Origin of the sequence: Paenibacillus senegalimassiliensis (assembly GCF_001486585.1) — a bacterium.
Classification (GTDB): domain Bacteria; phylum Bacillota; class Bacilli; order Paenibacillales; family Paenibacillaceae; genus Fontibacillus; species Fontibacillus senegalimassiliensis.
Map to the genome: position 1 here is coordinate 1,594,144 of NZ_LN909046.1, position 24,705 is coordinate 1,618,848.

Annotated in this window: 27 protein-coding genes and 1 pseudogene; 5 read left to right on the forward strand and 23 right to left on the reverse strand. The window is 46.1% G+C overall.

All coding sequences use genetic code 11. The annotated features are described in order from the left end of the window. Nucleotides 1-10: 10 nt before the first annotated feature. The 3 genes from nikA to BN3279_RS21460 form a co-directional block, all read right to left on the reverse strand. The gene (nikA, locus tag BN3279_RS21450; protein WP_059053821.1) at nt 11-1,600 is read right to left on the reverse strand and encodes a nickel ABC transporter substrate-binding protein; all 1,590 of its coding nucleotides are present in this window, start codon (nt 1,598-1,600) and stop codon (nt 11-13) included. A 20-nt stretch (nt 1,601-1,620) separates the two neighbouring features. Further along, entirely contained in the window at nt 1,621-2,925 is a 1,305-nt protein-coding gene (locus tag BN3279_RS21455; RefSeq protein WP_059053823.1) for an MATE family efflux transporter, read from the reverse strand. Nucleotides 2,926-3,082: 157 nt separating this feature from the next. Next, nucleotides 3,083-3,931, reverse strand: coding sequence for a helix-turn-helix transcriptional regulator (locus tag BN3279_RS21460; protein WP_059053824.1), 849 nt, complete (start codon nt 3,929-3,931; stop codon nt 3,083-3,085). A 123-nt stretch (nt 3,932-4,054) separates the two neighbouring features. Between BN3279_RS21460 and fabF the strand changes: the two genes are divergently transcribed. Then, a complete protein-coding gene (fabF, locus tag BN3279_RS21465; protein WP_059053826.1) occupies nt 4,055-5,299 on the forward strand; it encodes a beta-ketoacyl-ACP synthase II in 1,245 nt (414 codons plus the stop codon). Between the two features lie 20 nt (nt 5,300-5,319). Here the strand turns inward: fabF and BN3279_RS21470 are convergent, their stop codons facing one another. The 4 genes from BN3279_RS21470 to BN3279_RS21485 all read right to left on the reverse strand — a co-directional run bounded on the left by BN3279_RS21470 (nt 5,320) and on the right by BN3279_RS21485 (nt 8,118). Then, nucleotides 5,320-6,036, reverse strand: a complete 717-nt coding sequence (locus BN3279_RS21470; protein WP_232436904.1) for a type 1 glutamine amidotransferase — start codon at nt 6,034-6,036, stop codon at nt 5,320-5,322. Nucleotides 6,037-6,149: 113 nt separating this feature from the next. Next, complete coding sequence (locus BN3279_RS21475; protein WP_059053828.1) at nt 6,150-7,145, reverse strand: Delta(5) desaturase DesA; 996 nt, start codon at nt 7,143-7,145, stop codon at nt 6,150-6,152. A gap of 378 nt (nt 7,146-7,523) precedes the next feature. Continuing rightward, nucleotides 7,524-7,799, reverse strand: coding sequence for an HU family DNA-binding protein (locus BN3279_RS21480; protein ID WP_059053830.1), 276 nt, complete (start codon nt 7,797-7,799; stop codon nt 7,524-7,526). A gap of 115 nt (nt 7,800-7,914) precedes the next feature. Next, nucleotides 7,915-8,118 carry a cold-shock protein gene (locus BN3279_RS21485; RefSeq protein WP_018750746.1) on the reverse strand — a complete coding sequence of 68 codons (204 nt, stop codon included), beginning with the start codon at nt 8,116-8,118 and terminating at the stop codon, nt 7,915-7,917. A 137-nt stretch (nt 8,119-8,255) separates the two neighbouring features. Between BN3279_RS21485 and BN3279_RS21490 the strand changes: the two genes are divergently transcribed. After that, entirely contained in the window at nt 8,256-9,143 is an 888-nt protein-coding gene (locus BN3279_RS21490) for a tyrosine-type recombinase/integrase (protein WP_059053832.1), read from the forward strand. Here BN3279_RS21490 and BN3279_RS21495 read toward each other — a convergent pair. From BN3279_RS21495 to BN3279_RS21525, 7 genes are all read right to left on the reverse strand, one after another. Further along, the gene (locus BN3279_RS21495) at nt 9,140-10,312 is read right to left on the reverse strand and encodes an NAD(P)-dependent malic enzyme (RefSeq protein ID WP_232436929.1); all 1,173 of its coding nucleotides are present in this window, start codon (nt 10,310-10,312) and stop codon (nt 9,140-9,142) included. The two genes, BN3279_RS21490 and BN3279_RS21495, sit on opposite strands and share 4 nt — an antisense overlap. Nucleotides 10,313-10,556: 244 nt before the next feature. After that, a complete protein-coding gene (locus BN3279_RS21500) occupies nt 10,557-11,084 on the reverse strand; it encodes an O-acetyl-ADP-ribose deacetylase (RefSeq protein ID WP_198343587.1) in 528 nt (175 codons plus the stop codon). 23 nt (nt 11,085-11,107) lie between these two features. Continuing rightward, entirely contained in the window at nt 11,108-11,635 is a 528-nt protein-coding gene (locus BN3279_RS21505) for a cupin domain-containing protein (RefSeq protein ID WP_059053837.1), read from the reverse strand. A gap of 113 nt (nt 11,636-11,748) precedes the next feature. Next, nucleotides 11,749-12,195 carry an RrF2 family transcriptional regulator gene (locus tag BN3279_RS21510; protein ID WP_059053839.1) on the reverse strand — a complete coding sequence of 149 codons (447 nt, stop codon included), beginning with the start codon at nt 12,193-12,195 and terminating at the stop codon, nt 11,749-11,751. A gap of 75 nt (nt 12,196-12,270) precedes the next feature. Continuing rightward, nucleotides 12,271-12,822, reverse strand: coding sequence for a nucleotidyltransferase family protein (locus tag BN3279_RS21515; RefSeq protein WP_059053843.1), 552 nt, complete (start codon nt 12,820-12,822; stop codon nt 12,271-12,273). A gap of 9 nt (nt 12,823-12,831) precedes the next feature. Then, nucleotides 12,832-13,374: a GNAT family N-acetyltransferase gene (locus BN3279_RS21520; RefSeq protein ID WP_059053845.1), complete on the reverse strand. Its 543-nt coding sequence runs from the start codon at nt 13,372-13,374 to the stop codon at nt 12,832-12,834. Continuing rightward, complete coding sequence (locus BN3279_RS21525; RefSeq protein WP_059053847.1) at nt 13,371-13,937, reverse strand: GNAT family N-acetyltransferase; 567 nt, start codon at nt 13,935-13,937, stop codon at nt 13,371-13,373. Before BN3279_RS21525 ends, BN3279_RS21520 begins: the two co-directional genes overlap by 4 nt. Nucleotides 13,938-14,234: 297 nt before the next feature. Between BN3279_RS21525 and BN3279_RS21530 the strand changes: the two genes are divergently transcribed. After that, nucleotides 14,235-15,497: a copper amine oxidase N-terminal domain-containing protein gene (locus BN3279_RS21530; RefSeq protein ID WP_059053849.1), complete on the forward strand. Its 1,263-nt coding sequence runs from the start codon at nt 14,235-14,237 to the stop codon at nt 15,495-15,497. Between the two features lie 66 nt (nt 15,498-15,563). Here the strand turns inward: BN3279_RS21530 and BN3279_RS21535 are convergent, their stop codons facing one another. From BN3279_RS21535 to BN3279_RS21555, 6 genes and pseudogenes are all read right to left on the reverse strand, one after another. Beyond that, nucleotides 15,564-16,109: a GNAT family N-acetyltransferase gene (locus BN3279_RS21535; RefSeq protein ID WP_059053850.1), complete on the reverse strand. Its 546-nt coding sequence runs from the start codon at nt 16,107-16,109 to the stop codon at nt 15,564-15,566. A gap of 15 nt (nt 16,110-16,124) precedes the next feature. Continuing rightward, nucleotides 16,125-16,496 (reverse strand): annotated as a pseudogene (locus tag BN3279_RS24310) (GNAT family N-acetyltransferase); the annotation flags it as partial. A 5-nt stretch (nt 16,497-16,501) separates the two neighbouring features. Continuing rightward, the gene (locus tag BN3279_RS21540) at nt 16,502-17,137 is read right to left on the reverse strand and encodes a hypothetical protein (RefSeq protein ID WP_059053852.1); all 636 of its coding nucleotides are present in this window, start codon (nt 17,135-17,137) and stop codon (nt 16,502-16,504) included. Nucleotides 17,138-17,153: 16 nt separating this feature from the next. Then, on the reverse strand, nt 17,154-17,618 hold the full coding sequence (locus tag BN3279_RS21545; RefSeq protein WP_059053854.1) for a DinB family protein: 465 nt from the start codon (nt 17,616-17,618) through the stop codon (nt 17,154-17,156). A gap of 57 nt (nt 17,619-17,675) precedes the next feature. Further along, complete coding sequence (locus BN3279_RS21550) at nt 17,676-18,218, reverse strand: AAA family ATPase (protein WP_059053856.1); 543 nt, start codon at nt 18,216-18,218, stop codon at nt 17,676-17,678. A 23-nt stretch (nt 18,219-18,241) separates the two neighbouring features. Next, nucleotides 18,242-18,823 (reverse strand): DJ-1/PfpI family protein, encoded by a 582-nt coding sequence (locus BN3279_RS21555; RefSeq protein ID WP_059053857.1) that lies wholly within the window; start codon nt 18,821-18,823, stop codon nt 18,242-18,244. Nucleotides 18,824-18,967: 144 nt separating this feature from the next. Between BN3279_RS21555 and BN3279_RS21560 the strand changes: the two genes are divergently transcribed. Next, on the forward strand, nt 18,968-19,822 hold the full coding sequence (locus BN3279_RS21560) for a manganese catalase family protein (RefSeq protein WP_059053859.1): 855 nt from the start codon (nt 18,968-18,970) through the stop codon (nt 19,820-19,822). Nucleotides 19,823-20,177: 355 nt separating this feature from the next. Continuing rightward, nucleotides 20,178-22,259 carry an alpha-amylase family glycosyl hydrolase gene (locus tag BN3279_RS21565; RefSeq protein ID WP_232436930.1) on the forward strand — a complete coding sequence of 694 codons (2,082 nt, stop codon included), beginning with the start codon at nt 20,178-20,180 and terminating at the stop codon, nt 22,257-22,259. Between the two features lie 55 nt (nt 22,260-22,314). Here BN3279_RS21565 and BN3279_RS21570 read toward each other — a convergent pair whose 3' ends face one another. From BN3279_RS21570 to BN3279_RS21580, 3 genes are read right to left on the reverse strand one after another with little or no spacing between them, the layout of a single operon-like run. Continuing rightward, nucleotides 22,315-23,226, reverse strand: coding sequence for an aminoglycoside phosphotransferase family protein (locus BN3279_RS21570; protein ID WP_059053862.1), 912 nt, complete (start codon nt 23,224-23,226; stop codon nt 22,315-22,317). Next, a complete protein-coding gene (locus tag BN3279_RS21575) occupies nt 23,223-23,681 on the reverse strand; it encodes a GNAT family N-acetyltransferase (protein ID WP_059053864.1) in 459 nt (152 codons plus the stop codon). The genes BN3279_RS21570 and BN3279_RS21575 overlap by 4 nt, the downstream gene beginning before the upstream one ends. Nucleotides 23,682-23,714: 33 nt before the next feature. Then, nucleotides 23,715-24,608 (reverse strand): pentapeptide repeat-containing protein, encoded by an 894-nt coding sequence (locus tag BN3279_RS21580; RefSeq protein WP_082673203.1) that lies wholly within the window; start codon nt 24,606-24,608, stop codon nt 23,715-23,717. Nucleotides 24,609-24,705: the final 97 nt, after the last annotated feature.

Sequence of the window (24,705 nt, forward strand, 5' to 3'; positions counted from 1 at the left end):
CACTCTTCGCTTACTCAAAATACATGAGTTCAAATGGAATTTCATATTGCGATACGTTAAATGTCACGCCATGAAGCGCCTCGGAATGGATCGCCTTCACGACGGAATAGGTTAGTGGCAAATATACTGCTTCCTCATGCACGTAGCTGAAGATTTGCTCGTATTTATCGGCCCGTGCTGCTTCATCTTGCTCTACCAATACTTCCCCAATCGTCTGATCCAGCCATTCCTTCTTCTCCAGGCCAGCCTGCGCCTGATAGTCGCCATGGGATGGTACACGCCAAGTGGACACATACGTCTGAGGGTCATAAGGAAGTCCCCAGGACAAGGAATATTGCAGATCAAATTCCCCTGACTTCTGCCGGTCAAAATAGGCCTGCTTCTCCTCGCCCAGCAATTCCAGCTCTACACCGATGGCTTTCAGATCATTTTGCATCGATTCGCCAATCGTCTTCTCCTGGGCATTGTCCGAATTGTAGGAGAGCATCAGGCTTAGCTTCTTGCCTTCCTGATAACGGTACCCATCCTCGGACTTGACCCACCCGGCTTGGTCCAGCAAGGCTTCCGCCTTGGCCACATCGTAAGGACGGGCCGTAAGCTCGATGTCCGCGTAGGGTGTGGACTTGGACATGAGCACATCAGCAATTTGTTCCGTACCATTAAGGATTCCAGTTGCAATCGTCTGCTTGTTAATCGCATATTGCAGTGCTTCACGAATCAGCTTGTCTTGGGTGAACTCCCGCTTGCTGTTCAGCAGAATGGAACGCGAGCCTGACGGCGGGCTGATCTTCGTAATGTATTTGCCTTGCTCCTGCAAGGAGGTGAAGGCATTGGCATCCAGCATATCGCCATCCGCCCCAAAGATCAGGTCGATCTCCCCATTTTGCAGGGCCAGCAGAATCGTCTGATGATCCGGCATCACTTTCCAGCGGACTTGCCCGATCTTCGGCTTATCTCCCCAGTAATGCTCATTGATCGTAAACAACGCATACTGATTGTCTTTATGCTCGGCTAACTGGTAAGGGCCGGTCCCGGCGTAGCCATTCACGCCATTCGCGGTAGTCCCATCGATAAAACTGTTCGGCGAGATCATTCTGAACGGCCGGGTAAGGCCTAGCTCCTCCAGCGTCGGATAATACGGATTCTTCAAGGTCAATACAAAGGTGTGCTCGTCTACGACGGCGGTGCTGCCAATGACCTGAACCAGATTCAGCCAGGCATTCTTCTCATAGTTGGCGACGACGGCATCAATATTTTGCTTGACCGCCTCGGCATTAAATGGTTCCCCATCATTAAATACAACATTTTCTCTCAACTTGAACGTATACGTCAGTCCATCCTCCGAAATGTCCCAGCTCTCAGCCAGCTTCGGCTGAACACCTTCGGGCGTGTTGACAACCAGTGATTCGAACACCATATTCTGTGCCGCTAATTCCCCGCCTGTCAGGTGAGGGTTGATATCCCGGATATCCTTGGTGCTGGCAAATACCAACTCATTCTTCTTCTCCCCTGAAGCCTGTGTCGTCTGCTTGGCCTGCTGCCCGCAGCCTGCCACCAGAATCAGTAATGCTATAAGTCCTGCTAACCATTTCGTCTTCATCGTATCCTCCTGAATAATCGTTATTTAATACAAACCAGCCGCTCTACCTTCCTTGTGTATACCGAAGTACATACGGTACGCATGAGATGGAAGGTGACAAAAGCGAGCCATAGCCCATGGTTGCCCAAGTAGATCACTGCCAGCCACTGCACGGGAACATAGATCAGCAGCGAAATGAATATGCCGTTGCGGATCGCCCACACTTGGGTTACTCCCGAGAAGATGCCTTCAAGCTGCAAGCCCCATACACCGGCTATACTGTATAAGGCAATCCAAATCATATGCTCTCTCACCACTAGCTGTACCTCGGGGTTCGCTGTGAAGAACGAGATGATCCCGGTTGGAAAGCTTAGCAGCAGCAAGGCTAGCAATACGGCAAACATCACGCCCCACACTGCCGACAATGAGTAAGCCCGGCGATAGCCCTGGTGGCTGCCTTCACCTACCGCTCGTCCGGCAATAATGCTGGAGGCGTTCGCCAGTCCGCTGAACACATAGGCCAGTAAGTAGTGAAGCTGCAACAGAATCGCGTTACCCGCCAGTGTCGTCTCATCCATGCGCGCTCCCTGGGCCATGAACAAGCTTGTCATGATCAGTAAGCAGACTGTTCGCAAGAAGAGATCCCGGTTAACTACCAGCATCCTCTTCAGATGTCCCGGCTGGAACAGCTTCCCTATCTGTAGATGCTCCAGGGACAATCTGCCACTATACCGCATAATCAGCAAGCCGATGATCACGCCAAAGATTTCGGACACCAGGGTAGCAACGGCAATCCCGGCCACTCCATATTGCAACACCAAGGCGAACCAGATGCTAAGCAGCATATTTAGCACATTCACCAGCAGTTGAGAGACCAGGGTCCACTTGACCTTGGACATGCCCAGCAGCCAGCCGGTGATCACATAATTGATTAGAGCAAACGGCGCGCCCCAGATCCGGATGTTAAAGTAAATGCTAGCTTGCTGAAGCACCGCTTCACTCCCCCCAATTAACTGCATGGAGGCCAGAAGGATGGGCTTCTGGGCAATGATTAAGATTATGCCCATTACCAAAGCAATCAGCATCGGCCTGAAGCAGGCATAAGCAAGCTGATCGTCTTGCTTCGCTCCTAAGGCTTGGGCCGTGAACCCGGTTGTACTTACTCTAAGAAAGCCAAACAACCAATACATATTGTTGAAAATGAGACTACCTACCGCCACGCCACCAATATAAGCAGCCTGCTCCAGTCGACCTGCAACGGCCGTATCCACCGCGCCCAACAGCGGGACCGATAGACCGGATAAAATGAGCGGTATGGCAAGCTTGAAATACTGTCGATGCGTCATGTCTCTCCCTTTTATATGTAATTATTACGATTTTAGCGCAATAAAAAAGGCGCTCGCTGAATGTTTGCGCCGGTATGCACGAAACAGAACCCATTCATTTAATCGTAATCGATACGAATAACATTATATTAATAGGCTCTGTTCTTGTCAATCTTATTTATTCAGTTGGCTCCAGTAACTGCTGTAGTTTCGCTTCCGTAGGCGTTCCCGCCGTTGGGGTATAAATGCTGCAACGCAGATCATCCGGACCGTACACCTTCAAGGAGGTTAATTCATATACCATTTTCCCCGCCTTCGCATGTCTGAACTCCAGATGAACATCGGGTGCATAGCTGACCTCGCTTTGCTCCCACATTTCCCGAAATTCCGGATAGGCTTCCTTCATCTCCGTAATGAACTGCTCATACCATTGATCCTCAACATACTGACCGTAATAGCTGCGGAACATCGATAGAAATCCACCGGAGAATTGTTCCCAATTCACCGCTAATCGGCGGAACTCCTGACGGGTAAATAACAGCCGGATCACATTTCTCTCTTCTGACGGAATTCGCTCAAAATCCACAAACACATAGGCCGCCGCCTTGTTCCAGCCGACAATATTGCATTTGCGGTCAGTGATCAGGACAGGACAATATTTCAACTCGCTCATCATTTTTTGCAAAGAAGAACTAAGTTGTACTCCCTCAGGTTCCATCACATATTTGTCTTTGTCCGAAGTGTTCTCAAGGGCCAATGAATAGAGATAACGCTTCTCGTCCGCATTTAGTTGGAGCGCTGAGGAGATGCCATCCAGGACCGATGCAGATACTTGAATATCTCTTCCTTGCTCCAACCAGGTATACCAGGTCGTGCTTACGTCAGCCAATTGAGCTACCTCTTCCCGGCGAAGGCCTGGCGTTCTTCTACGAGAACCCGCGGGAAGTCCTACGGATTCGGGAGTCATTCTGGCCCTTTTACTCTTGAGAAAATCGGATAGAACCTGCCTTCTAGCATCGGTCTGCACGGTAAATAGCTCCTTCCATCAGAATTTATACCAGTATAATGTACAACTTGTAATAGGATAACTCATGTGCCATTATAACATTCAATAGAGGAAAAGAACTACCAAGGGAGGTTATCCGTCCAAATGGAAAGAGTTGTTATTACAGGAGCAGGGGTCATTTCCCCGCTAGGCAATCAGATCGACACGCTGTGGACCAACCTCCTGCAAGGGGTATCTGGAATCAGGAATATTGATTCGCTAGATACGGCCAGACATAAGGTGAAGATTGCCGGGGCTGTAGCTGAATTTAATCCCCTCAACTACCTGGATGCAAAGGAAGCACGACGAATGGACCGCTTCTGCCAGTTTGCGCTGGCGGCGGCAGAGGAAGCAGTGAACCATGCCGAGCTGGATCTAGCCCAAGTGAATCACGAACGGCTAGGCGTCTATGTAGGTTCAGGTGTGGGCGGCATACAGACATTGATGAAGCAAGCAGAGACGTTGGCTGCGCGGGGGCCGGAACGAGTGAGTCCCACACTGGTTCCGATGATGATTTCCAACATGGCTGCCGCGCTGATCAGCATCAAATATCAGGCACTAGGAGCAACCCTCTCCCCGGTTACTGCCTGCTCTATCGGGAATACCGCCATCGGTGAAGCTTTCTTCTCCATACAGGCGGGCCGGGCCGATGTGATTATCGCCGGCGGAGCGGAAGCGTCGCTTACCGATATCTCGCTTGCCAGCTTCTCCAATGCCACGGCCCTCTCTACACGAAATGAAGAGCCGGCTCGGGCAAGTCGGCCCTTTGATGCGCATCGTGACGGGTTTGTCATGTCGGAGGGGGCTGGTATGGTGATTTTGGAGTCACTGTCCCACGCGCAGCAACGCGGCGCCACCATTCTTGGCGAGGTTATCGGATATGGAGCCAGTTCGGATGCCTATCATATGGTAGCCACCCCTGAGGATGGCAACGGTGCTGCGCGGGCTATGCGGTTAGCCTTAGCGGAGGCCAAGATTCAGCCTACGGATGTGGATGTTATCAGTGCTCATGCTACCAGCACCTGGATCGGGGACCGCTCCGAGACAGCGGCTATCAAGTCGGTGTTTGGGTCGACGGCTTACGATATTCCCGTGACGGCGAACAAATCGATGACAGGCCACATGCTGGGCGCATCCGGCGCCGTTCAAGCCATAGCCTTGATGAAGTCCTTACAAGAGGGGATTATACCGCCAACCATCAACCTGGAAGAGCCTGACCCGGCTTGCGATTTGGACTATGTCCCCCTTAAAGCTAGAGAAGCCAAGCTTGGGATTGGCATATCCAACTCCTTTGGCTTTGGCGGTCATAATGCTGTTATCGTATTGCAGGCCTATCCCGCCGGTTCCTAACGTGCAGGCGAAGCACGCTACTAGCTACTCAAGCCTTGATGGCGCTCTTCCATCGCCTGAAGCAGCTCAATCAGAAGCGCATTGGACTGCGCCAGAAGAGAGGGCTGCTTCACCATCTCGTCAGGAGATTGAACATAGGGGCCACCCGGCTCCAGTTCATCTCCACAATGCTCCAGCAGCTTATCTATACTGTCATCGCCGCATTCCAAGTGGAATTGCAGCCCAACCACATGCCCTTGGTATTCGAAGGCCTGATTGGCACAGCCGATACTAGAGGCCACAGTCGCTGCGGTTGGCGGAAGCTCAAACGTATCTCCATGCCAATGGAAAGGTAGCAGCTCACGCGGGAATTTTTTGAAAAACACCGAATCCCCGGACTCTTCCTTCATGCTCACCGGATACCAGCCAATCTCCTTGTATGGATTCTGATAGACTCTTCCCCCAAGAGCTTCCGCTAACAGTTGCGCGCCCAGACAAATGCCGAGAATCAGCTTGCGTTGTGCGATAGCCTCACGGATCAATACTTTCTCCGGTGCCAGCCAAGGATATTGCTCTTCATCGTAGATTCCCATGGGACCGCCTAAAACGACGAGCATATCAAACTCCGAAGTAAGAGGAACATCTACTCCTTCATATAATAGAGTGCCCGTTAGCTCATGTTCATGCTCCGTCGCCCAATCAGCAATGCGGGCCGGAGATTCAAATGGAACATGCTGCAAATAGTGAATTCTCATCATAACTCTTCATCCTCCCGGGGATTGGTACATAATTATGGTGTTATAATAGCACGTTCCTTCCAGCAGGCAAATAAAAAAGCGAACCGCATGTGGTCCGCCCATCCTCAATAGTACTATGCTCTTGATCCATGCCTTAAGCCTACAAAACGTTTGTTATCCTCATCCCACAACCGATAACGAAGGGATTGCAAGCTCAAACGAAATCCAATAGCCGGGACATTCTTCAGTAGATCGTTACTTTCGTGTATGCGCTGCAAATAATAATTGGGTGCTTGAGGAACCAGATGATGAATATGGTGGTAGCCGATGTTCCCCGTTATCCATTGCAACCATTTAGGCAACTTGTAAAAAGAACTCCCCTGTACGGCTGCATGAATATAATCCCATTCATTCTCATACTCGAAATACGTATCCTCAAACTGATGTTGCACGTAAAACAACCAGATGCCCGCAGCTCCTGCCAAGTATAAGATGGCCCCTTGTATCAAGAGAACTTCTTTCCAGCCTAATAACCAGCCAAGTAAAGCCACCAATCCAACGATCATGATATTCGTGAAGTAAGTGCTTAGCCGCTCTTTGCGCTTGGCACCCTTCCGATTCCACCGATATTCAAATACAAATAGAAATATAGGTCCAAGTCCGAATAAAACTATTGGATTTCGATAGAGTCGGTAACCAAGACGCTTCCACCCCGATAGGTCGGCATATTCTTTGACTGTTAAGGTCCAGATATCGCCTGTGCCTCTCCGAGATAAATTACCGCTGGTTGCATGATGGACAGAATGCTCATTTTTCCATTGACCAAATGGGAAAAAAGTAAGGATTCCTGTTATCGTCCCCACAATTTCATTTGCTTTCTTCCCCTTAAAAAAGGATTGATGACAGCAATCATGAAAGATAATGAAGATGCGAACCAGAAAGCCTGAAGCCGGAAGAATTAACGCCAATGTGAGCCAGACAGAAACGGAAAGACTCATATAAGCCAAACTCCATAGTAGTATAAAAGGAACAATGCTATTTACTAATTGCCAGACACTTTTCTTTAATACCGGCTTGCTATAAGAAATCACCTGTTTTTTCCAGTGATTAAATTGCTGTAGTGACTTCATTACAAGCCCCGTTTCCTAATGTAATTCCTATTCGTACAAGCATTATATAGTAGACAGCCTAACACAAGGCAGCTTCCCCATATCGTGAGAGTCATTGAGGTGAACATCCCAGTAATCATACGTATCCATGGACTGTTCTTCACAAACCGTACAGTTTGATGATATACCATCAAATTCTCACTTCCTTATTCATACAATCCTCTATGCAATGAATATCTTTAATTTTTTCTTTTAAATTTTGTTGCTTAGAATAGTAACGAATAATGTCATCCACCGTGGAAAACACAACATTATCGTTTAAATTACTTGTTTTGGTTTTTATAAATAACCACTTTTCTGATGGTTTCCCATCTTTATTTTACCCTTGAATCGCATTCATTACTTATTTAAAGCTCTTTTCAAATCAAGTCCTGCCGTAAAAATAGGGACGTTTCCTGCCGGGATTTCAATCTTCTCTCCCGTTTTTTTGCTGGTTCCAACACGTGCCTCGCGACTGCGGACATCAAATTTCCCAAAGCCAGCCAACCGGACCTCTTTCCCTTCCGCTAAAGCTTCAAAAATAGAATACAGCACATGAGTAACTGCCTTCTCGGCATTCTTTTTTGTGAAACCACTGGATTTTGCAACTTCTGCCACTAACTCATCCTTGTTCATTATACGATACCTCGCTTATATGAATTAAATTACAGAAAGACAACGACCATGTCATGGTTGCAAATATAAACTTAGATAAACAAAAAGCTGCCCATATAGAGCAGCTTTAAGCAAATTAATAAACTTTAGATACGTTCTCAGCTTGCGGTCCGCGATTACCTTGAACCACATTGAACTGAACGCGTTGACCTTCGTCTAACGACTTGTATCCTTCACCTTCGATGGCGCTGAAGTGAACGAATACATCGTTGCCTTCTTCGATTTCGATGAAACCAAAGCCTTTTTCTGCGTTAAACCATTTAACTGTACCTGTTTGCATGTGAATCCTCCAAAAATGTATTAACTCGAGCATTAGATCTTTTCAAAAATGCATCATTGATGTCCGCTAATGTTTCGGTTAAACTAACAATATCATGTCCGCTAATGTAAGTCAAGAAGACTTCGGAGGTATGGCAAATGAAAGAACCGCACGAAATTTCCAAGCAAAGTGGACAGGTGATTCAAAATTTCATACATGTTCTCACTACACAAAAAGATTTGAGTGCCAAAACATTAAGAGAATATGCAAGTGATTTGAAACATTTCATCGGCTGGTTCACAGCTAACGATAATGAGAAGAACACCGACCTCCCCATTGATCATATCGCAACAGCCACATTGGTCCGTTATCGGGAAGCGATGCAAGATACTATGGGATTAAAGCCGGCCACGATTAACCGACGCCTTATTACTTTGAAACGTTTCTTTGAATGGGCTGCTTCAGAGGGAATCATTGCACTCGACCCCTCTAAGCCAGTTAAGCTATTACCCGAAGACAAGGAAAAACCGAGAAAGATGACAAATCAGGAAGAAGAAGCACTCATTAGTGCCACCAGGCAATATGGTTCCCTCCGGGATCAGGCCATTGTGTTTCTAATGCTTCACACGGGGTTATGGCCGATGGAAGTATGTGATCTTAAGCCTGAGGACATCCGATTGGATACGCCTTCTCATCATGTTATCGTTCAATCCGGAGTAAGAAATAATTATCGAGAGGTCCCTCTAAATGCTGCATGCCGTGTTGTATTAGAGGACTACATGTCCAAGCGCTCACCGAACTCAACCTATTTATTCTCATCCGAAAAAACAGGAGATCGTTTAACCGAACGGGCACTTCGTCACCTGATCCAGAAATACATGAAGGCAGCCCATCTTGAAGGGCTTCAAGCTCATCATTTGCGTCACCGATTTGGCTATGTTATGGCAGCAACAACCCCTGTGGACCTCTTGGCACAAATTATGGGACATGACAGGCAATCTACAACCATGATTTATATAAATGCCATCGGTACAGAGTTGCCTTAACCTACAACAACTTCCTCAACAAGACGGTTTTTACGAGCCACACCACTACGGATAGCGGCCTTCACTACCGCTATCCGAATTCTCTCCACAACACGGGTATCAAATACGTCCGGAATAATGTAGTTTTCATTCAACTCCGAAGCCTCAATCACGGAAGAAAGAGCTTCCGCGGCAGCCAACTTCATCTCATCGTTAATATCCGTGGCCTGACAATCAAGCGCTCCACGGAAAATGCCGGGGAAGCAAAGCACGTTATTAATCTGATTTGGATAGTCGGAGCGCCCTGTCGCCATCACCTTGACATAAGGAGCAGCAAGCACCGGGTCAATCTCCGGCATCGGGTTGGCCATAGCAAACACAATGGGGTCCTTGGCCATATTTTGCAAGTCCTCCACCTTCAATGCACCTTGCGTGGATACGCCAATAAATACATCGGCACCCTTAATTACCTCAGATAGAGGTCCCTGCTCATTATCCGGATTCGAGATATTGGCAAATTCAGCCCAATGTTCCTTCTCATAGGTGACGCTTCGATTAATAGCACCTTCCCGGTCAACGCCAATCAGACGCACCGCCCCCGCCTGAAGCAGCATTTTAGAGATGGAGATACCGGCTGCTCCAACCCCATTAACTACGATCTTGGCCTGACGAATGTCCTTGCCGCATACCTTTAGTGCATTAAGCAAGCCGGCCAGGACCACAATAGCCGTTCCGTGCTGATCATCATGAAATACAGGGATATCCATCTCTTGTCTAAGGCGCCCTTCAATCTCGAAGCAGCGAGGTGAGCCGATATCCTCCAAATTGATGCCACCAAAGGTCGGCGCCAGTGCCTTAACGATGAGAATAATCTCTTCCGTATTTGTGGTATCCAGGCAAAGTGGAACAGCATCTATTCCTGCAAACTGCTTAAATAACGCTGCCTTTCCCTCCATAACTGGCATAGCCGCTCTCGGTCCAATATCTCCCAAGCCAAGCACGGCCGTTCCGTCCGTTATTACGGCTACTGTATTTCTTTTCGTAGTCAACTGGTAAGCCTTCTCCTGATCTCCGTGAATCGCCTGGCAGACCTCGGCCACGCCCGGAGTATATACTTTAGAGAGGTCCTCCTTGCTCAGAATCGGATGCTTGAGCGTTACTTCCAATTTCCCGCCTTCGTGCAAATGCATAATTTCATTTAAACTCTCCACGGTGGTCGCCTCCCAATTTAATCCTAAATTCAACAATTAACCCTATCCAGATGGCAGGCGCTTTGTTTGATTTATCTAAAAAATATTTTGATACAATAAACCCACATGCAAATCATAAACTAGTCCACCGCAACAGAAAGTCAAATTTATCACAATTTTAATTAAAACTGCATCTTTCTCAATTCAATGCAAAAAGAAAAGACACTCTAAACGAGTGCCTTCCCTACAATACTTCCGTCTGTCTCTTGTAAATCTCGTAATTCTCTTCGTCAAAACAAACAAACTGGATGTTCTCGATGCCATCATGCGCATCTATATATTCCTGAACTGTACGAATAGCAATTTGCGCGGCTTCCACTTTGGGGAATTTGTATATCCCGGTGCTTATGTTGGGAAAAGCAATGCTCTTGACCTGATGACTTTGTGCCAACTCCAGAGTGCTCCGATAGCAGCTTTGCAGCTTTTCTTGCTCATTCTTGGTACCCCCATTCCACACGGGACCAACCGTATGTATGACGTATTTGGCTTGCAGCCTGCCCGCTGTTGTTATTACCGCTTCCCCTACCGCACAGCCACCTTGCTTCGCTCTGACTTGCTTGCATGCCTCTAATATTTCCGGACCGCCAGCACGATGGATTGCTCCATCAACGCCACCGCCGCCCAGCAAGCTCGTATTGGCTGCATTCACGATGCAATCTACTTTGGACTTCGTAATATCTCCGTATATGACCTCTATCATCGCTTTGTTCATTCGATTTCACCATCGTTGCCTTTCTATTTCTCTGGGTCCCTATTTTCTTTCCTTGTAGCAATCTCGTGTTGCTTCCATTTCTCAGCAACTTCCGCTTCGTTCAGATGGTAATCCACGCGATCTTCCGTTTGATAAATCTCCTGATAAGGCAAAATATTAATCTTCCCGGAATCGGGGTACTCACACACGTCAATCCCTACCGAAGTCCGCATATCGAGAAATTTGCAAGGTTCCTCAGTGTGGTTATACAACTGGTGAGCTCCTGATGGACCCATTTCAAAAAATATGACATCCCCAGTATTGACTTCCTCTACTCCCTCCGGTGTTCTTAACATCGCCTTTCCGGATAGTAATACGAAAATTTCTTCTGCATTTCTATGGAAATGATAGGGATAGGAATACTTTCCCGGGTCGAGCGATCTGACATCAAATACTAAATGCTTGGACTGGACAATCTCAGCTAATCGTTCACTGGTATGCCATGCAAACTCCGGAACGGGGGATTGTTTCAACTTGTACTGCAAATTGTTATCGTTGAAAATGTGAGCCAATGCAATCACCTCTTAAGTTTGATTTGCCTATCCTAGGTTTAAAATAGAAGTACCCCAGCCCTTAGATAACTCTATCTTAAGGTTGGGGCTCTTGTTGTCAGAGCATATATTAATTATACGCGTTGAGCCACTTTATCCAAAGCGGATTGAAGTGTATGTTCCCGCAGATATTGATACAGATGTTGCTCTGCTCCGATCATGACTTCCTCAATGACACACCCGTCGCGCTTTGCAGGGCGATCTGTGCCCACTTCTGAACGGTGTTGCTGAGAGCTTGAATTGGAGCATTCAAATAAATGCTGCCGCCCCTCTATAACCTGAATCACTTCCAGAAAGGATATTTCTTCTGGAGCTTTGGACAATTCATAACCCCCGTTCACTCCCGGTGCTGCCCGTACGACTCCATCTTGTCTCAACTTGGACATGATTTTGGACAAATAACTTTCCGATACACCAAGGACTGCGGACAATTCCTTAATGCCCACATTCTGCCTACGCTCTGTACGAGCCAAATAAAGCAACGCATGCAGTGCATAGTCTGTACTTTTGGAGAATTGCATGATGGTCTCCTTCCTCTGAAGATTGTGCCCATTAACGATGTTTATTGTCCATGATATAGGTTTGGGCAAGCTTTTTCAACTCTTTTCCCTTATCTTGAGCAGTGGCCATTTCTCCAGCCAATTCTTGCTTTGTATTCTTTGATGAAAAACATCATCATCCGTATAGAGCGGACTCTTTCGAATCACCAAATCAAATAAATCCTGTAATCCGTAAGGAGCAATAATGATGATACCTCCGTCCTCATCAAGGCTAACACCCACAGCAGTAGCTGTCTCCGGCCATCTCTTCATTGCATCCGTCACTGATAAATAAGGCTCGTCTTGATTTCTGATATGCATGCGTGCTTGATTTTTGCAGGACCAATCGTAAGTATTCCGCTGTTCCCTCAATACAAGTTCATGCCTTTTCTCCGTATCCTCTGCAAGATCATATGGATCATAATAAAGGATATCCACATCGTTCAGTGGAGTGGGTTCAGAGTAGCCATGCAAATGATCCCAGACCCGATTGCGTACATACCCCGCGGCAATGTACCAATCAGGCAGACCTAACTGGCGAACCAGTTCAAGATCTCTGAGCAAATATTCATTAGATCGCAATATATCAATTAACTTTTGCTCCAACATGCTTCAGTTCTACCTCCCTGTCCCACTCTCTTTAGTACACGATTTGAAATTTATAGGTAACACCATAAAATTTTCATCAAAATATTTTCCACCATATTTAAGGGCATTCCGTTCAGTCCCATATACTTGAAAACCTAGAGCATTATATAACCTTTTGGCTGGTTCATTATTGCTCACTACCGTGAGGTTGATTTGCTCCAGACCTTCTAATTGTTTGGCCTTTTCAATTAACGCAAGCAGTAGGCTTCTTCCAATGTTCATGCCGCGTGCATCTGCGCTAACATACATCCCATAGACATTTCCTTTATGCTTCGTTTTGACTCCGTCTTCTCTGACAAAAGTAAGGACTCCCATCAACCGTTCTTCCTCATTAAAAGCCCCCAGCACAAATTTTCCCGAACTTGGCGTTATTCGTTCACTGACCTTTTCAAGTGAGAATTCCAACTCTTGCTCATACGTTGAGCCAAACGCTTCTGGATTTTCCTTTAAGCCTTTCAGCCTGATCTCCTGATAAAATTGAGCATCTGTAGCTTGAAGAGTTCGTATTTTCATTGATAACCGGCTTCTTCTCTAAGAATAGAGTACATCTTTACATCCTGATGATGCCCTTTGCAAAATAAATGCTTTCTTAAAATACCCTCAAAGGTCATGCCTGACTTCTCCATAACGCGCGCGGACCCGATGTTATCCGGGTGACATCTTGCTTCAATCCGAATCAGATCCATGACCTCAAATCCAAATTGAATAATTCGCGTAGCTGCCTCGGACATGATGCCCTTATTCCAATATTCTCTGGACAAAGCATACCCCAGCTCCGCCCTTGCATGATCTATACTCCAATACATAAACCCGCAAGTTCCAATCAGTTTGCCGGTGCTCTTGTCTTCTATGCCCCAAGGAGCTACTTCCTGGTTATCGTATGTATTCAAAATAAAATTAATAAACCCCTGGGTATCCTGAGGTGTTTGATGTGTATACCAAGTTGTGTACTTCGTCATCGCCTCATCCGAGCAATAGTTGAACATATCGTTCAAATCATCCCGCCGTACTTTTCTCAGCATTGTTCTTTCTGTCTCCAGCACCGGAAGATTTCCATATATATCTTTGATCTCCATGCCCATCACCCTCGTCATTCCCATTGGATTTTTATACTTTAGTCTGGGTCACCTGCTGTCATCATCAAAGGCTGTTCTAAATATATTATCCTTGAGGTGGGCTATTTTCAATCACAATTCTCATGCCGATTACCACAAACAGGTAATTATATCAGTCCACTCTTTACCCATGTATCCGACTAAAGCACTAAAATACTAGACTTGTTGCTTTGGCCCCTATGCTAAGGAAAGGGTTTACTTTATACTTCAAAAAAAACGATGCCACAGGCATCCATCTTAAGGAGGTATGTGTAGCTTATGATTACAAGGACAACAGCCCTTGTCACTCAGAAGATGATCATTTTGGTTGGATTTCTTTTACTTATTAGTTTTGCATTACAGGCGAGCACGGCTTTGGCCGCTGACAAGCCAATCAAGGTTCTTTTTAACGAGAATAAGCTGGAACTTGCCAAGGACCCTATCGTAACAAATGGAACCACCTTAGTCCCGTTCCGCCCTTTGTTTGAAGCCATGGGAATTAAGGTAGAATGGAACCAAGCTGAACAGACTGTTCGCGCTACCGGAGATAACTATTCGCTTCAACTGAAAGTGGGCAGCAAGCAAGCCGTTGTAAATGGCAAAAATTTAACTTTGACAGTAGCACCACAAACCGTTGATGGGCACACTCTGGTACCTATTCGTTTCATTAGTGAATCGACGGGCTCTCTGGTTGCCTGGAATCCTTACGGCTTGGAAGTGATTGTATATACAGAGGATTATATAACAGCAAGTGGATCGACAAAGGAACAGGTTCAGGACCTGATTGACAAAGAGCTTGCCCGTATCAAGGGTGAGGCCGAAGGCCAAAATCAGACAAATACCAATACACCGATTACTTCTGTTAAAGTCCCCACACCACCACAAGGAAGTGGGGTTTATAAGCCTGCTACTTCTGACTCCGTGGACTTAAGTAAACTGCAAGGCATGTATTATGGATTCCGACTGGACAACGGAGGTTATGAATGTGGAGGGCTGTGCACCGATTTATTTACCTTCCTCCCTGGGGGCAAGGTGGTCGTAGGAACACCTGTGAATGGCGGCCCGGAGACGATCGATTGCACCAAGGATGACTGCCAGACTTATACGATCAAGAATGGGACACTGACGCTGGCGAACAAAGATACGTATAGCATTAAAGTGGAAAATGGCGAGCTTCATATTGATGACACTGCCATGACCCGGGTGAAGACGGCAGCCAATGACTTGAAGCTCGATGGTTCTTATGAATATATAGGCTATCAAGGGCTAATTGGTATTTCTGCTGGTTCCACCTCATGGACGCATACTATTCAACTAAATAAAGACGGTACATTTGAAAGCAGTGAACTTATGCTCGGACATGTAGAGGGCGGACTTCCAACATCGGGTGCCGCTGGTGGAGATAGCACGGGTTCATATCGCATCACGGGCAATACTTTGGTGCTTGCTTACAAGGATGGGACTGTCAGCAATTTGCTGTTCTTCCTTCATGACGACGGCAGCCTGCAAATCGGAGAGGATAATTATAATCCGGAGGATTAAATCTAATCTTACAGCAACATATACCCATAGCAGCCAAGGTTCATCATTGAACCTCGGCTGCTTTTTTCACTGATCCTGTTTGCGATTATCCAGCTTAAGCAAGCCATATACCCAGATGTCATAATAAACTCCTTGGAAGCTTTCAGCTTGCCTTAAAGTTCCCTCATGCTTGAATTGAAGTTGCTTGGGTATCCGCTGGCTTCGGAAATTCCCACTCTTCACTCTAATTTCAATACGGTTCAAGCCCAATTCAGCAAAAATGTGCCCGATTATTAACTTACACGCAGTTAGCATGTATCCATTCCCCTCATGTTGGCTCCCCAGCCAATAACCTATTTCGGTTTTCTTATTCCTGGCATCTATAGAGAGCAGCCCGATGGAGCCTACCAGCGTGTCATCTATCCATATTCCTGCCCAAAAACCTTCATGGTTGTGATATTTAGTTTGGATACTGCGAATGAATTCCTGGCAATCGTCCAGCGCTTTAATTCGCTGAGGAAATTCTAACCACCTGTTCAACGTAGCTCTTGAGGAATCAACCAGATCATACAATTCAGCCGAATCGCTCTCTCTGAATAAACGTATTGTTAAGTTTTTGTGATTCAGATACATGACCTGCTCCGCTCCCTACTTCTTTGTCCATGTCGTGCGGATATAACCTAGCTTCATTCCAACCCGTTCCATATTTCGGTGGCTTTGAGATAAGAAGTTGCATTGCCCTACCACCAGCCTGCAAGCGTTCCGCTGTGCTTCGGATATTCTCCTTTGTAACAACAATTGATGTAAGCCCCGCCCTCTGAAGTTCGGCAATGTAGCTGCGAAAGTCAAAGAAGCAATACCACCCTGAGAGCACATGGCAGCAGTCGCCGCAGGTTCATCGTTTACATAGGCGATAAAAAACTTCCAGCCCGGTCGTTGATATAGAACTTGGTTATTTGCTGCAACAGGCTTGATTCCTTCATCCGGCAGTCCCGTGCCTCGACAATGGATCAGGGCATACGTCCTTATTCTATTTGTTTTGCTTCCACTTTTATTTTCAGTAGCAACACGGTATGACCATCATCAATCACACTTTGAATGGAATCCGCTTGTTTATAATCATAATTTTTAAGATCATTTTCTCCTTGGACATAGATAGCCAGCACCTTGGTTTCACCAGGCTCTAAACCCGTTGATTTCTGATCAATCGTGTAAGCCCAAGATTTGATAATCGCTTGCTCAGAGAAGATGGTGTCATCTGCTATACTGTGAGGAGGTGATTTGACCGATGGAGCATACATATACAGCAACGGTTGCTCGCTATCAGGATTAACAATACCAAACCCTGTATGCCCTTCCTCCACTTTATTCGGGCTTAACCCATAAGATATTTCCGTCAGGTGGTCAGGTTGTTTAACCCCTTCCTTATACGCCTCAACCCACATCGTCACCCAGCTTTGATCAGCAGAAGGAAGCTTCAATTGAAAATCAAATAAGATCCCAAGCCCTGTTTGCTCAATAGCCTTTTGGTATTCTTGCTGTTCATTAGCGGCTATATCAGCAATTTTCTCATTGCTATTAGATGGAGTGCTGCACCCAGCAACCACTAAAGATAAAGTTAACACCATCATTGACAAAATCGAAAATCGTTTCTTCGCCAAAACAATCCGCTCCTTATCAATTCAAAAAATCTTTGATGGGATTGATATGATGCTGATCATGCCATATAAAATCATGCAGATATTCAGTCAGGTTAAACTTATTACTGGGGTCCTTTGAGTTCTGTTCGATAACATGCGCAGGCATTGTTCTGATATCAGAGATGATTGCCTCCCGATAGAACACTGCTTTGTCAACCAACTCTTGGATGGAGATCGTCTTGGCGTAGACCATAGCCTGCTTATTGAACTCATCAAAATCGCCAAGCTCCAGCGCAACTGGCTGCCCTGTAGCCATCTTATGCACCGCTTCCTCGTAGAAATATTTATCCCAGAGCATGATATGGCAAACGATGTCTTTGATCGTCCACTTGCCCTCTTCCAAGCTAGAATTCCAAATGTCTTCGGATTGTTCCTGAAGAGAACGAGCAAATTCAACCCATTCTTTAAATACTACGAGTAATGGTTCTAATTCAGCAGACATAGAGATCAAACTCCTTTATATTGGGATTGTTCTTCCGATCAGTTCCGCTTAGCTTTGCTAGATGTCTAGCAGCTCTGCAACATGAACTAATTTGTTCTCCATACCTAAGTCCCCTTCCAGTCTGACAACCGGGCACGGCAAGGCGGCCAACCATTCTTCGTGCAAGGCTCTACTCCGTACTTCCAAGCCTGCGTGATCATACACCGATGCCCACTGCATGAATGTTAGATAAGACTCATGCCGCTTTCCACCTACAACAATATCTTCCCCATATCTTTGCCACTCCCGCTGTTCCAGTCTCTTTATTCGGATTTCTTCAGGAATCCACATAAATAGGACTACGTCGAAATACGGAATAAAGACATCTCCCCAACCGCATAAGGAACCGGATAACACCCATCTATCATGCTTTTGAAGATCAGGTCCCAGCAAATGAATTCTTTCCTCAACAGAACGGTTTTGGGTAAAAGGTTCTTCCGTAGGGTGCCAGAAATAATCGTCCGTATCCAGATGCCGATATCCGAATTTCTCGGAAATAGCTTTAGCTAATGTAGTTGTCCCCGAACCAGAAGCACCTAGGATGTGAATTCGGTTTATCATATTTGTTTGCTCACCTGCCTGCTTTAGACTTCTATAACTCCCTGCATCTCATACGGATAGTCAATTTGTTGTTTAACTATGGTAACAGCATCCTTATTCACCAGCAACTCAATGATATATAGCGCAAGATCAATGGAAGTAGATACTCCCCCTCCGGTAATCAGATTGCCATCCTTCACGATTCTTGTGGCAATGACCTCACTGCAATAAGGTGCGAGTAAATCATATACACCTGGATGAGTGGTGGCTTTTTTGTTTCTCAAAAATCCCGCGGCACCCAGCAGCAAAGACCCCGTACAAACCGATACGTGATACCTTACCCTTTCAGCTTGCTTGATCCACGTAATAAATTCATCATCATACCTTAAGTTCCGCGTTCCCATGCCCCCGGGAATGAAAATCATATCGTAATGCGATAAATCAGGTTTTACCTTATCCACCTTAATCGTTAAGCCTAAATCATCAGACACCTCATCTGATACGCCGCATATATCCCAACTGACATCCTTGGTTTCTTCAAAGAGCTTCAGTCTGTGTATCACATCATAAAAACCAATAAAATCTAAAAACGTTACTCCATTAAAAAGAATAAAGGCAATTCTCACGTGTCACTACCTCCTTCTAAATGATGTACTTCCTTCTTCTATTCTCGATGGCAGGTCTGGAACCCTTTCACGCTATCCTGTATTCTGCATGAAACGTGACCTCAAGGGCATTATAGGAAAAAATACAAAGAAGGAGTGACAGCTTTGTTCTATTACAAAGAGGGATTAATAAATGGTATCAAACCGGACAAACCCGATCCTGCTGCAGCGAAGGTACTTCAAGAGGCATTAGGCGGGCAATTTGGCGAGATGCGTACCATGATGCAGTATTTCTTTCAGAGCTCCAACTTCCGGGGTAAGGAAAAACAATTTCAGGATTTGCTTCGTGGCGTTTTCCTTGAAGAAATTGCACATGTAGAGCTTGTGCAGCATACGATCAACGCGTTATTGAACGATGCGGGTCTATCCAGCCCCGGTGATGCAGGGCAAGATCAGGCCCCGATTGACGAAGCCGTCAAACATGGTAATCCACACCACTTCATTATGGGGGCCAAGACCTCATTGCCCATAGATGCGGGCGGTAATCCTTGGAGCGGTTCATGGGTATATAGCCATGGAAATTTAATCAGCGATATGCTTAACAATGTTGTGCTGGAATCAACGGGAGTTTTGCAAAAAACACGGATCTACGAGATGAGCTCCAATCAAACCTTCAGAGAAACGCTAGGCTTCTTAATCGTCCGGGATAATGCTCACCAGAATGCCTTTGCCAAAGCGTTGGAAACGTTAGGCGTTGACTGGGGCAAGCTGTTCCCTGTACCTAATTATGATATTAACAAGTATCCAGAATGCCGGAAGTTTGTCGACATGGGCTACCATAACATGCAATTTAATTTCCGCTTGGACCCAACCCGTATCAGTGAGATTTATCAAGGTCAAACACCTAGCCGTAATGGCGGTTCACTATCCGTCACCGAGCCACCTGCGGAATTTCCAGTTCCCTTCTTACCAGAAATGCCAAACGAGCATAGTCCTGGTCTGCATGATATGCAAGTCTGAAAATAGAATTGGAAGTAATTCTATCATTTGACAAAAACTCGCCTGTCAATTAAAATGAAAGCGCATCCTTGGCGTTTGATCTCTGCAATTGTAAAGGGTGGCCGAGGATATCTACTTATAATTTGAGGGCGCTGCTTCCCTGATCATGATTGGGTTCAGGAACAACCCCGTAATCTTCCATCCGAAGATTGCGGGGTTATTTGCATGGGCAGCAGGAGAGGAGGTTGTCTGGCTTTATTTATCGTTTCACTAAAATATTCGAAAGGCGGCTTGATCAATGAAATGGATGATTAGAAAATCAATGATTGCAGTGATTGCTTCCACCTTTCTTCTTACCGCATGGCTTAATCCGTTCATGGCCACTCCTTCGGCAAGTGCAGCACCGGACACCTCGGTTCTGAACAAGCAAGGCTTCTCTACCGATGTAATCTATCAAATCGTAACCGATCGCTTCGCGGACGGGAATGTCTCCAACAACCCCTCCGGAGGAGCCTACTCCCCAGGGTGTACAAGCCTCAAATTGTACTGTGGGGGAGACTGGCAGGGAATTATAGATAAGATCAATGACGGTTACTTTGCAGGCATGGGCGTCAGCGCATTGTGGATTTCCCAACCTGTGGAGAACATTTATAGTATCATCGACTACTCAGGCGTCAACAGCACCGCCTATCATGGATATTGGGCGCGTGATTTCAAGCGGACTAACCCAGCGTTCGGTAGCATGAGCGATTTTCAGAATCTGGTTAACACGGCTCATGCCAATGACATCAAAATTATTATTGATTTTGCTCCCAATCATACCTCACCAGCCTCGGAGACGCAGCCATCCTTCGCGGAGAATGGGAAGCTTTACGATAATGGCAGTTTAGTTGCTGGCTACACGGGAGATACCAACAATATTTTCCACCATAACATGGGGACCGACTTCTCCTCCCTGGAGGATGGCATCTACCGCAATCTGTATGATTTGGCCGATATCAATCACCACAATAACACAACAGATACCTACTTCAAGGAGGCCATCAAACTCTGGCTTGATATGGGGATTGACGGAATTCGGGTAGATGCGGTTAAGCATATGCCACCGGGCTGGCAGAAGAACTGGATGGCGTACATTTCAGGTTATGAGCCTGTATTTACCTTTGGTGAATGGTTCCTTGGCGTGAACGAATATGACCCGAATAACATCGACTTTGCCAATGAGTCCGGCATGAGTCTGCTTGATTTCCGCTTCGGGCAAAAGGTTCGGCAGGTGTTCCGGGACAATACGGATAATATGTACGGTCTGAACGACATGTTAGCGGAAACCGAAGGCGATTACACCCATATTCATGATCAGGTGACCTTTATTGACAACCATGACATGGACCGCTTCAAGCTTGGCAACAATGACCGACGTTTGGAGCAAGCCTTAACCTTTACACTTACCTCGCGTGGCGTGCCAGCTATCTATTACGGCACAGAGCAATACATGACTGGCAATGGTGATCCGGCGAATCGCTCCTTCATGACCGGCTTCTCGACTAACACTACCGCTTACCAACTCATTGGCAAGCTGGCCCCGCTTCGCAAGTCCAATGCAGCCATTGCCTACGGCAGTACACAGGAACGCTGGATCAATAACGACGTCTATATTTATGAGCGGAATTTCGGCAGCAGCACCGCACTAATTGCCATTAACCGCAGTGCGACGGCTTCGGCATCCGTGACAGGTCTGCAAACTTCGCTCCCGGCTGGCACCTATACAGATGAACTGGATGGATTGTTAAATGGTACTAACATAACTGTAAATGCTGCGGGTGCTGTAAATGCATTTACTTTGCCTGCGGGTGGTGCCGCCGTATGGCAATTTGCCACTAACGAAACATCTCCGATCATCGGCAACATTGGCCCAGACCTGGGTAAAGCAGGCACGCTATTAACCATTGACGGACGTGGCTTTGGTAATACCAAGGGTACGGTATACTTTGGCACAACCGCCGTCACCGGTAGCCAAATTACAGGATGGGAGGATTCCCAGATTCAAGTGATTGTTCCTGCGGCTACTCCTGGTGATCAGAGTATCAAGGTTCGCACGGCTAGCTCCGTGGATAGCAACAGCTACAACAGCTTTAACCTGCTGACAGGAGATCAGGTATCGGTCCGCTTCATCATAAATAACGCTACCACAGTATTTGGTGAGAATGTATACTTGACCGGTAATACTGCTGAGCTAGGCAACTGGGACCCAGACCAAGCAATTGGTCCATTCTTCAATCAGATCATGACCACTTATCCGTCCTGGTACTATGATGTTAGTGTACCTGCCGGAACAAACCTGCAATTTAAATTTATCAAGAAAAATGGCACGGCCGTCACCTGGGAAGGTGGCACTAATCACAGCTACACCGCTCCAGCAAGCGGAGTCGGGACTACTACGGTCGACTGGCAGCCATAATATCTAACTATAAGAGCAACAAGAACCAGCCTGGGTATGCCCTGGCTGGTTCTTGTTATGTTTCGGTATACCATTTTGGCTTTAACAGCCTAAAATAATCATGATCCTCTAGCACTCTCTCAATCTTCTCCATCATGATGTCCGTTTCTTCCGGCTTCACTTTTATGATCCAAACGATAGATGAGACTAGGCACATCGCTAGATATAGCGAATACAACCTCCAGAAGTGAACACCTGGCTCTGAACCTTTGAAATAACCTCTAATCTGGCCGATTGAAAAAGGAACACTTACTTCTGAGCTAAACATCCCTAATTTCACAAATTCATCAATAGGATCGCCCCAATCATATCGATTAAAGTCAATGATTCCTGAGAGGTGATTGTCTTTAACTATCAAATTCCCCACATGAAAATCATCATGAAGAAATAAATTAGGTCTGAGTTTCATCAAATATAGATTGTCATCTATAAACGATATTACAGCCGAATCATTTTTGAATCTAATATCTAACTGGGAGTATTGATTAAAATATCCGGTATGCTTACTTAACTTTCTTTCATACCATGAGGGGATATTTTTAGGGGCTGCATATTGATGAATTTTTTGCAATTCAACCCCCGCATCATCACCAATATTGAATTGCTCTTCCCACGAAAGGTTTGGGAGAACCTCTGCGGCATCTTCACCTTCAATGAAAGACAATATCATATAACCAAGCCCAAAATCGGATAAGTCGCCTATTTCCAAAGGTCTTGAACATTTCACGTCAAGTTCCTTCATTCTGAAAAGCGCTTCAAATTCTATCTGCTTTAAGGCCTGGTACTTATGATCAAAGGTTCTGAGTAAAAAGAGCTCATCCCCTTTGTGAACCACATATTTATGGTCGCTGGAATAGCCCTTGTGTATTTGCTCAATCTGAACATCATCTTGCAAGAAAGGAATATGTTTGAACAGTAAGTGCTTCACGCCGTCCCCTCAATTACTAAATCCAAGACGATCTCTCCATCCACTAAATCTCCGGTTTCCTGAAACCCACAGGACTTGTATAGTTTATTTACAACTTGATTATCAGGAACATGTGAGGTTCGAATCTTGCTGCATCCTTCAATGTGGCTCATGGTAGTAATGATCTGCCCGAGAGCTGCCTTACCAAGTCCTCTGCCCTGATGATGTTCATCAATCATGAATCTCACGATCCAGAAGCAATCATCATCTTCATAAGGAGTGACATCAAATAAGGTAAATCCCACCATCGTATCTTCGTTATAAATTCCAAAGGCCCCTGTACTTGGCTCTTCTACTGCCTTTTCTAATGAATCCAGATTTGAAGCTACGAACCCCATTTGATCCTGGCGTGGTTTAAGACTAATGCATTCATCCCTGTTCTGCTCAGTAATCGGTCTTAAGCTGATTTGAATCATGGATATCCCTCCCCATGCTATTACCATAATTTATTATATCGTATCCCAGTGCTGCGGACGAGTGAGGACCGAAGGTAGCTCTGTCCTATGATTTCCTCTAGCCGAGTTGACTTGAGACTGAGTAAGGAAAATGCTACGGGACAGGTCAGCCCCCCTTAGATCCGCATCACGCAGATCTGCCCCAATGAGATCGGCGCCGTTAAGATTGGTATCTCTGAGGTTAGCGGCAATTAAGAGGGCTCCTCTTAAATTTGCTCCCTGGAGCTGTAAATTTCGCAAATCCGCACCGACCAGGTCCGCTCCACGGCCGATTTGCTTCTGACGCCGCGAGGGAATCGGCGGATGCTTGAGCTTGCTGAGGGCCTGCGTCCGCACAAGCTCACTCGTTTGAAGCAGCAAAGTATTAACAGCCTGCCGATGCTCTGCCATATCGAACCTTATGAGTTCTTCCGGGCTGAGAAGGGTATGTCGCTCCGTCCGCTCAAGCATATCCTGTAGATCATTCCGAATCTCCAGCGTTGCTTGCTGGTTCAAGGCTTCAGATAAATGCCAGAGCAATTCATGCAGTTGCAGCATCATTAAAAATACTTTAAACATCGACTCCGCAGAATTTGGCGTAGCCTTCCAATCCTTACCGCCAAAGCTGACTTGAGAAACCCGCTGTCCTGCTCCAAAGCAGTCAAATGCAATACAGCCTTTGAGCCCCTGCTTACCCAGCGTTTCATGAATAGCACAGCGAAAATCCGGCTGTAAATGAGTACAGGGATGTCCTGCTGCCTTGTCTGCCGGAAAGCCTTCCGAGGCTGAAAAATATAAAGCAGTGCAGCATAAGCCAAAACAACTCTGACAATCTGCACGCAGATGCTCTCTACTCACAATCCACTCATTTTCTAGCTTAGAATGTTCCAACAGGCTCACCTCATAAATCCAGTTTCCTTGGCTTGCATGCTCCTGCATACTTGCCGAATCTATTATATCAATAACTTCAAGTGAAACGATCTTACATTTATTACAATGAAGAAAA

Excerpts from the sequence above, each read along its gene's own strand:
- nikA (WP_059053821.1), bottom strand. The coding sequence starts at position 1,600 with ATGAAGACGAAATGGTTAGCAGGACTTATAGCATTACTGATTCTGGTG.
- BN3279_RS21455 (WP_059053823.1), bottom strand. The coding sequence starts at position 2,925 with ATGACGCATCGACAGTATTTCAAGCTTGCCATACCGCTCATTTTATCC.
- fabF (WP_059053826.1), top strand. The coding sequence starts at position 4,055 with ATGGAAAGAGTTGTTATTACAGGAGCAGGGGTCATTTCCCCGCTAGGC.
- BN3279_RS21470 (WP_232436904.1), bottom strand. The coding sequence starts at position 6,036 with ATGATGAGAATTCACTATTTGCAGCATGTTCCATTTGAATCTCCGGCC.
- BN3279_RS21475 (WP_059053828.1), bottom strand. The coding sequence starts at position 7,145 with ATGAAGTCACTACAGCAATTTAATCACTGGAAAAAACAGGTGATTTCT.
- BN3279_RS21480 (WP_059053830.1), bottom strand. The coding sequence starts at position 7,799 with ATGAACAAGGATGAGTTAGTGGCAGAAGTTGCAAAATCCAGTGGTTTC.
- BN3279_RS21485 (WP_018750746.1), bottom strand. The coding sequence starts at position 8,118 with ATGCAAACAGGTACAGTTAAATGGTTTAACGCAGAAAAAGGCTTTGGT.
- BN3279_RS21490 (WP_059053832.1), top strand. The coding sequence starts at position 8,256 with ATGAAAGAACCGCACGAAATTTCCAAGCAAAGTGGACAGGTGATTCAA.
- BN3279_RS21495 (WP_232436929.1), bottom strand. The coding sequence starts at position 10,312 with ATGCATTTGCACGAAGGCGGGAAATTGGAAGTAACGCTCAAGCATCCG.
- BN3279_RS21500 (WP_198343587.1), bottom strand. The coding sequence starts at position 11,084 with ATGAACAAAGCGATGATAGAGGTCATATACGGAGATATTACGAAGTCC.
- BN3279_RS21510 (WP_059053839.1), bottom strand. The coding sequence starts at position 12,195 with ATGCAATTCTCCAAAAGTACAGACTATGCACTGCATGCGTTGCTTTAT.
- BN3279_RS21515 (WP_059053843.1), bottom strand. The coding sequence starts at position 12,822 with ATGTTGGAGCAAAAGTTAATTGATATATTGCGATCTAATGAATATTTG.
- BN3279_RS21520 (WP_059053845.1), bottom strand. The coding sequence starts at position 13,374 with ATGAAAATACGAACTCTTCAAGCTACAGATGCTCAATTTTATCAGGAG.
- BN3279_RS21525 (WP_059053847.1), bottom strand. The coding sequence starts at position 13,937 with ATGGAGATCAAAGATATATATGGAAATCTTCCGGTGCTGGAGACAGAA.
- BN3279_RS21530 (WP_059053849.1), top strand. The coding sequence starts at position 14,235 with ATGATTACAAGGACAACAGCCCTTGTCACTCAGAAGATGATCATTTTG.
- BN3279_RS21535 (WP_059053850.1), bottom strand. The coding sequence starts at position 16,109 with ATGTATCTGAATCACAAAAACTTAACAATACGTTTATTCAGAGAGAGC.
- BN3279_RS21545 (WP_059053854.1), bottom strand. The coding sequence starts at position 17,618 with ATGTCTGCTGAATTAGAACCATTACTCGTAGTATTTAAAGAATGGGTT.
- BN3279_RS21550 (WP_059053856.1), bottom strand. The coding sequence starts at position 18,218 with ATGATAAACCGAATTCACATCCTAGGTGCTTCTGGTTCGGGGACAACT.
- BN3279_RS21565 (WP_232436930.1), top strand. The coding sequence starts at position 20,178 with ATGGCCACTCCTTCGGCAAGTGCAGCACCGGACACCTCGGTTCTGAAC.
- BN3279_RS21575 (WP_059053864.1), bottom strand. The coding sequence starts at position 23,681 with ATGATTCAAATCAGCTTAAGACCGATTACTGAGCAGAACAGGGATGAA.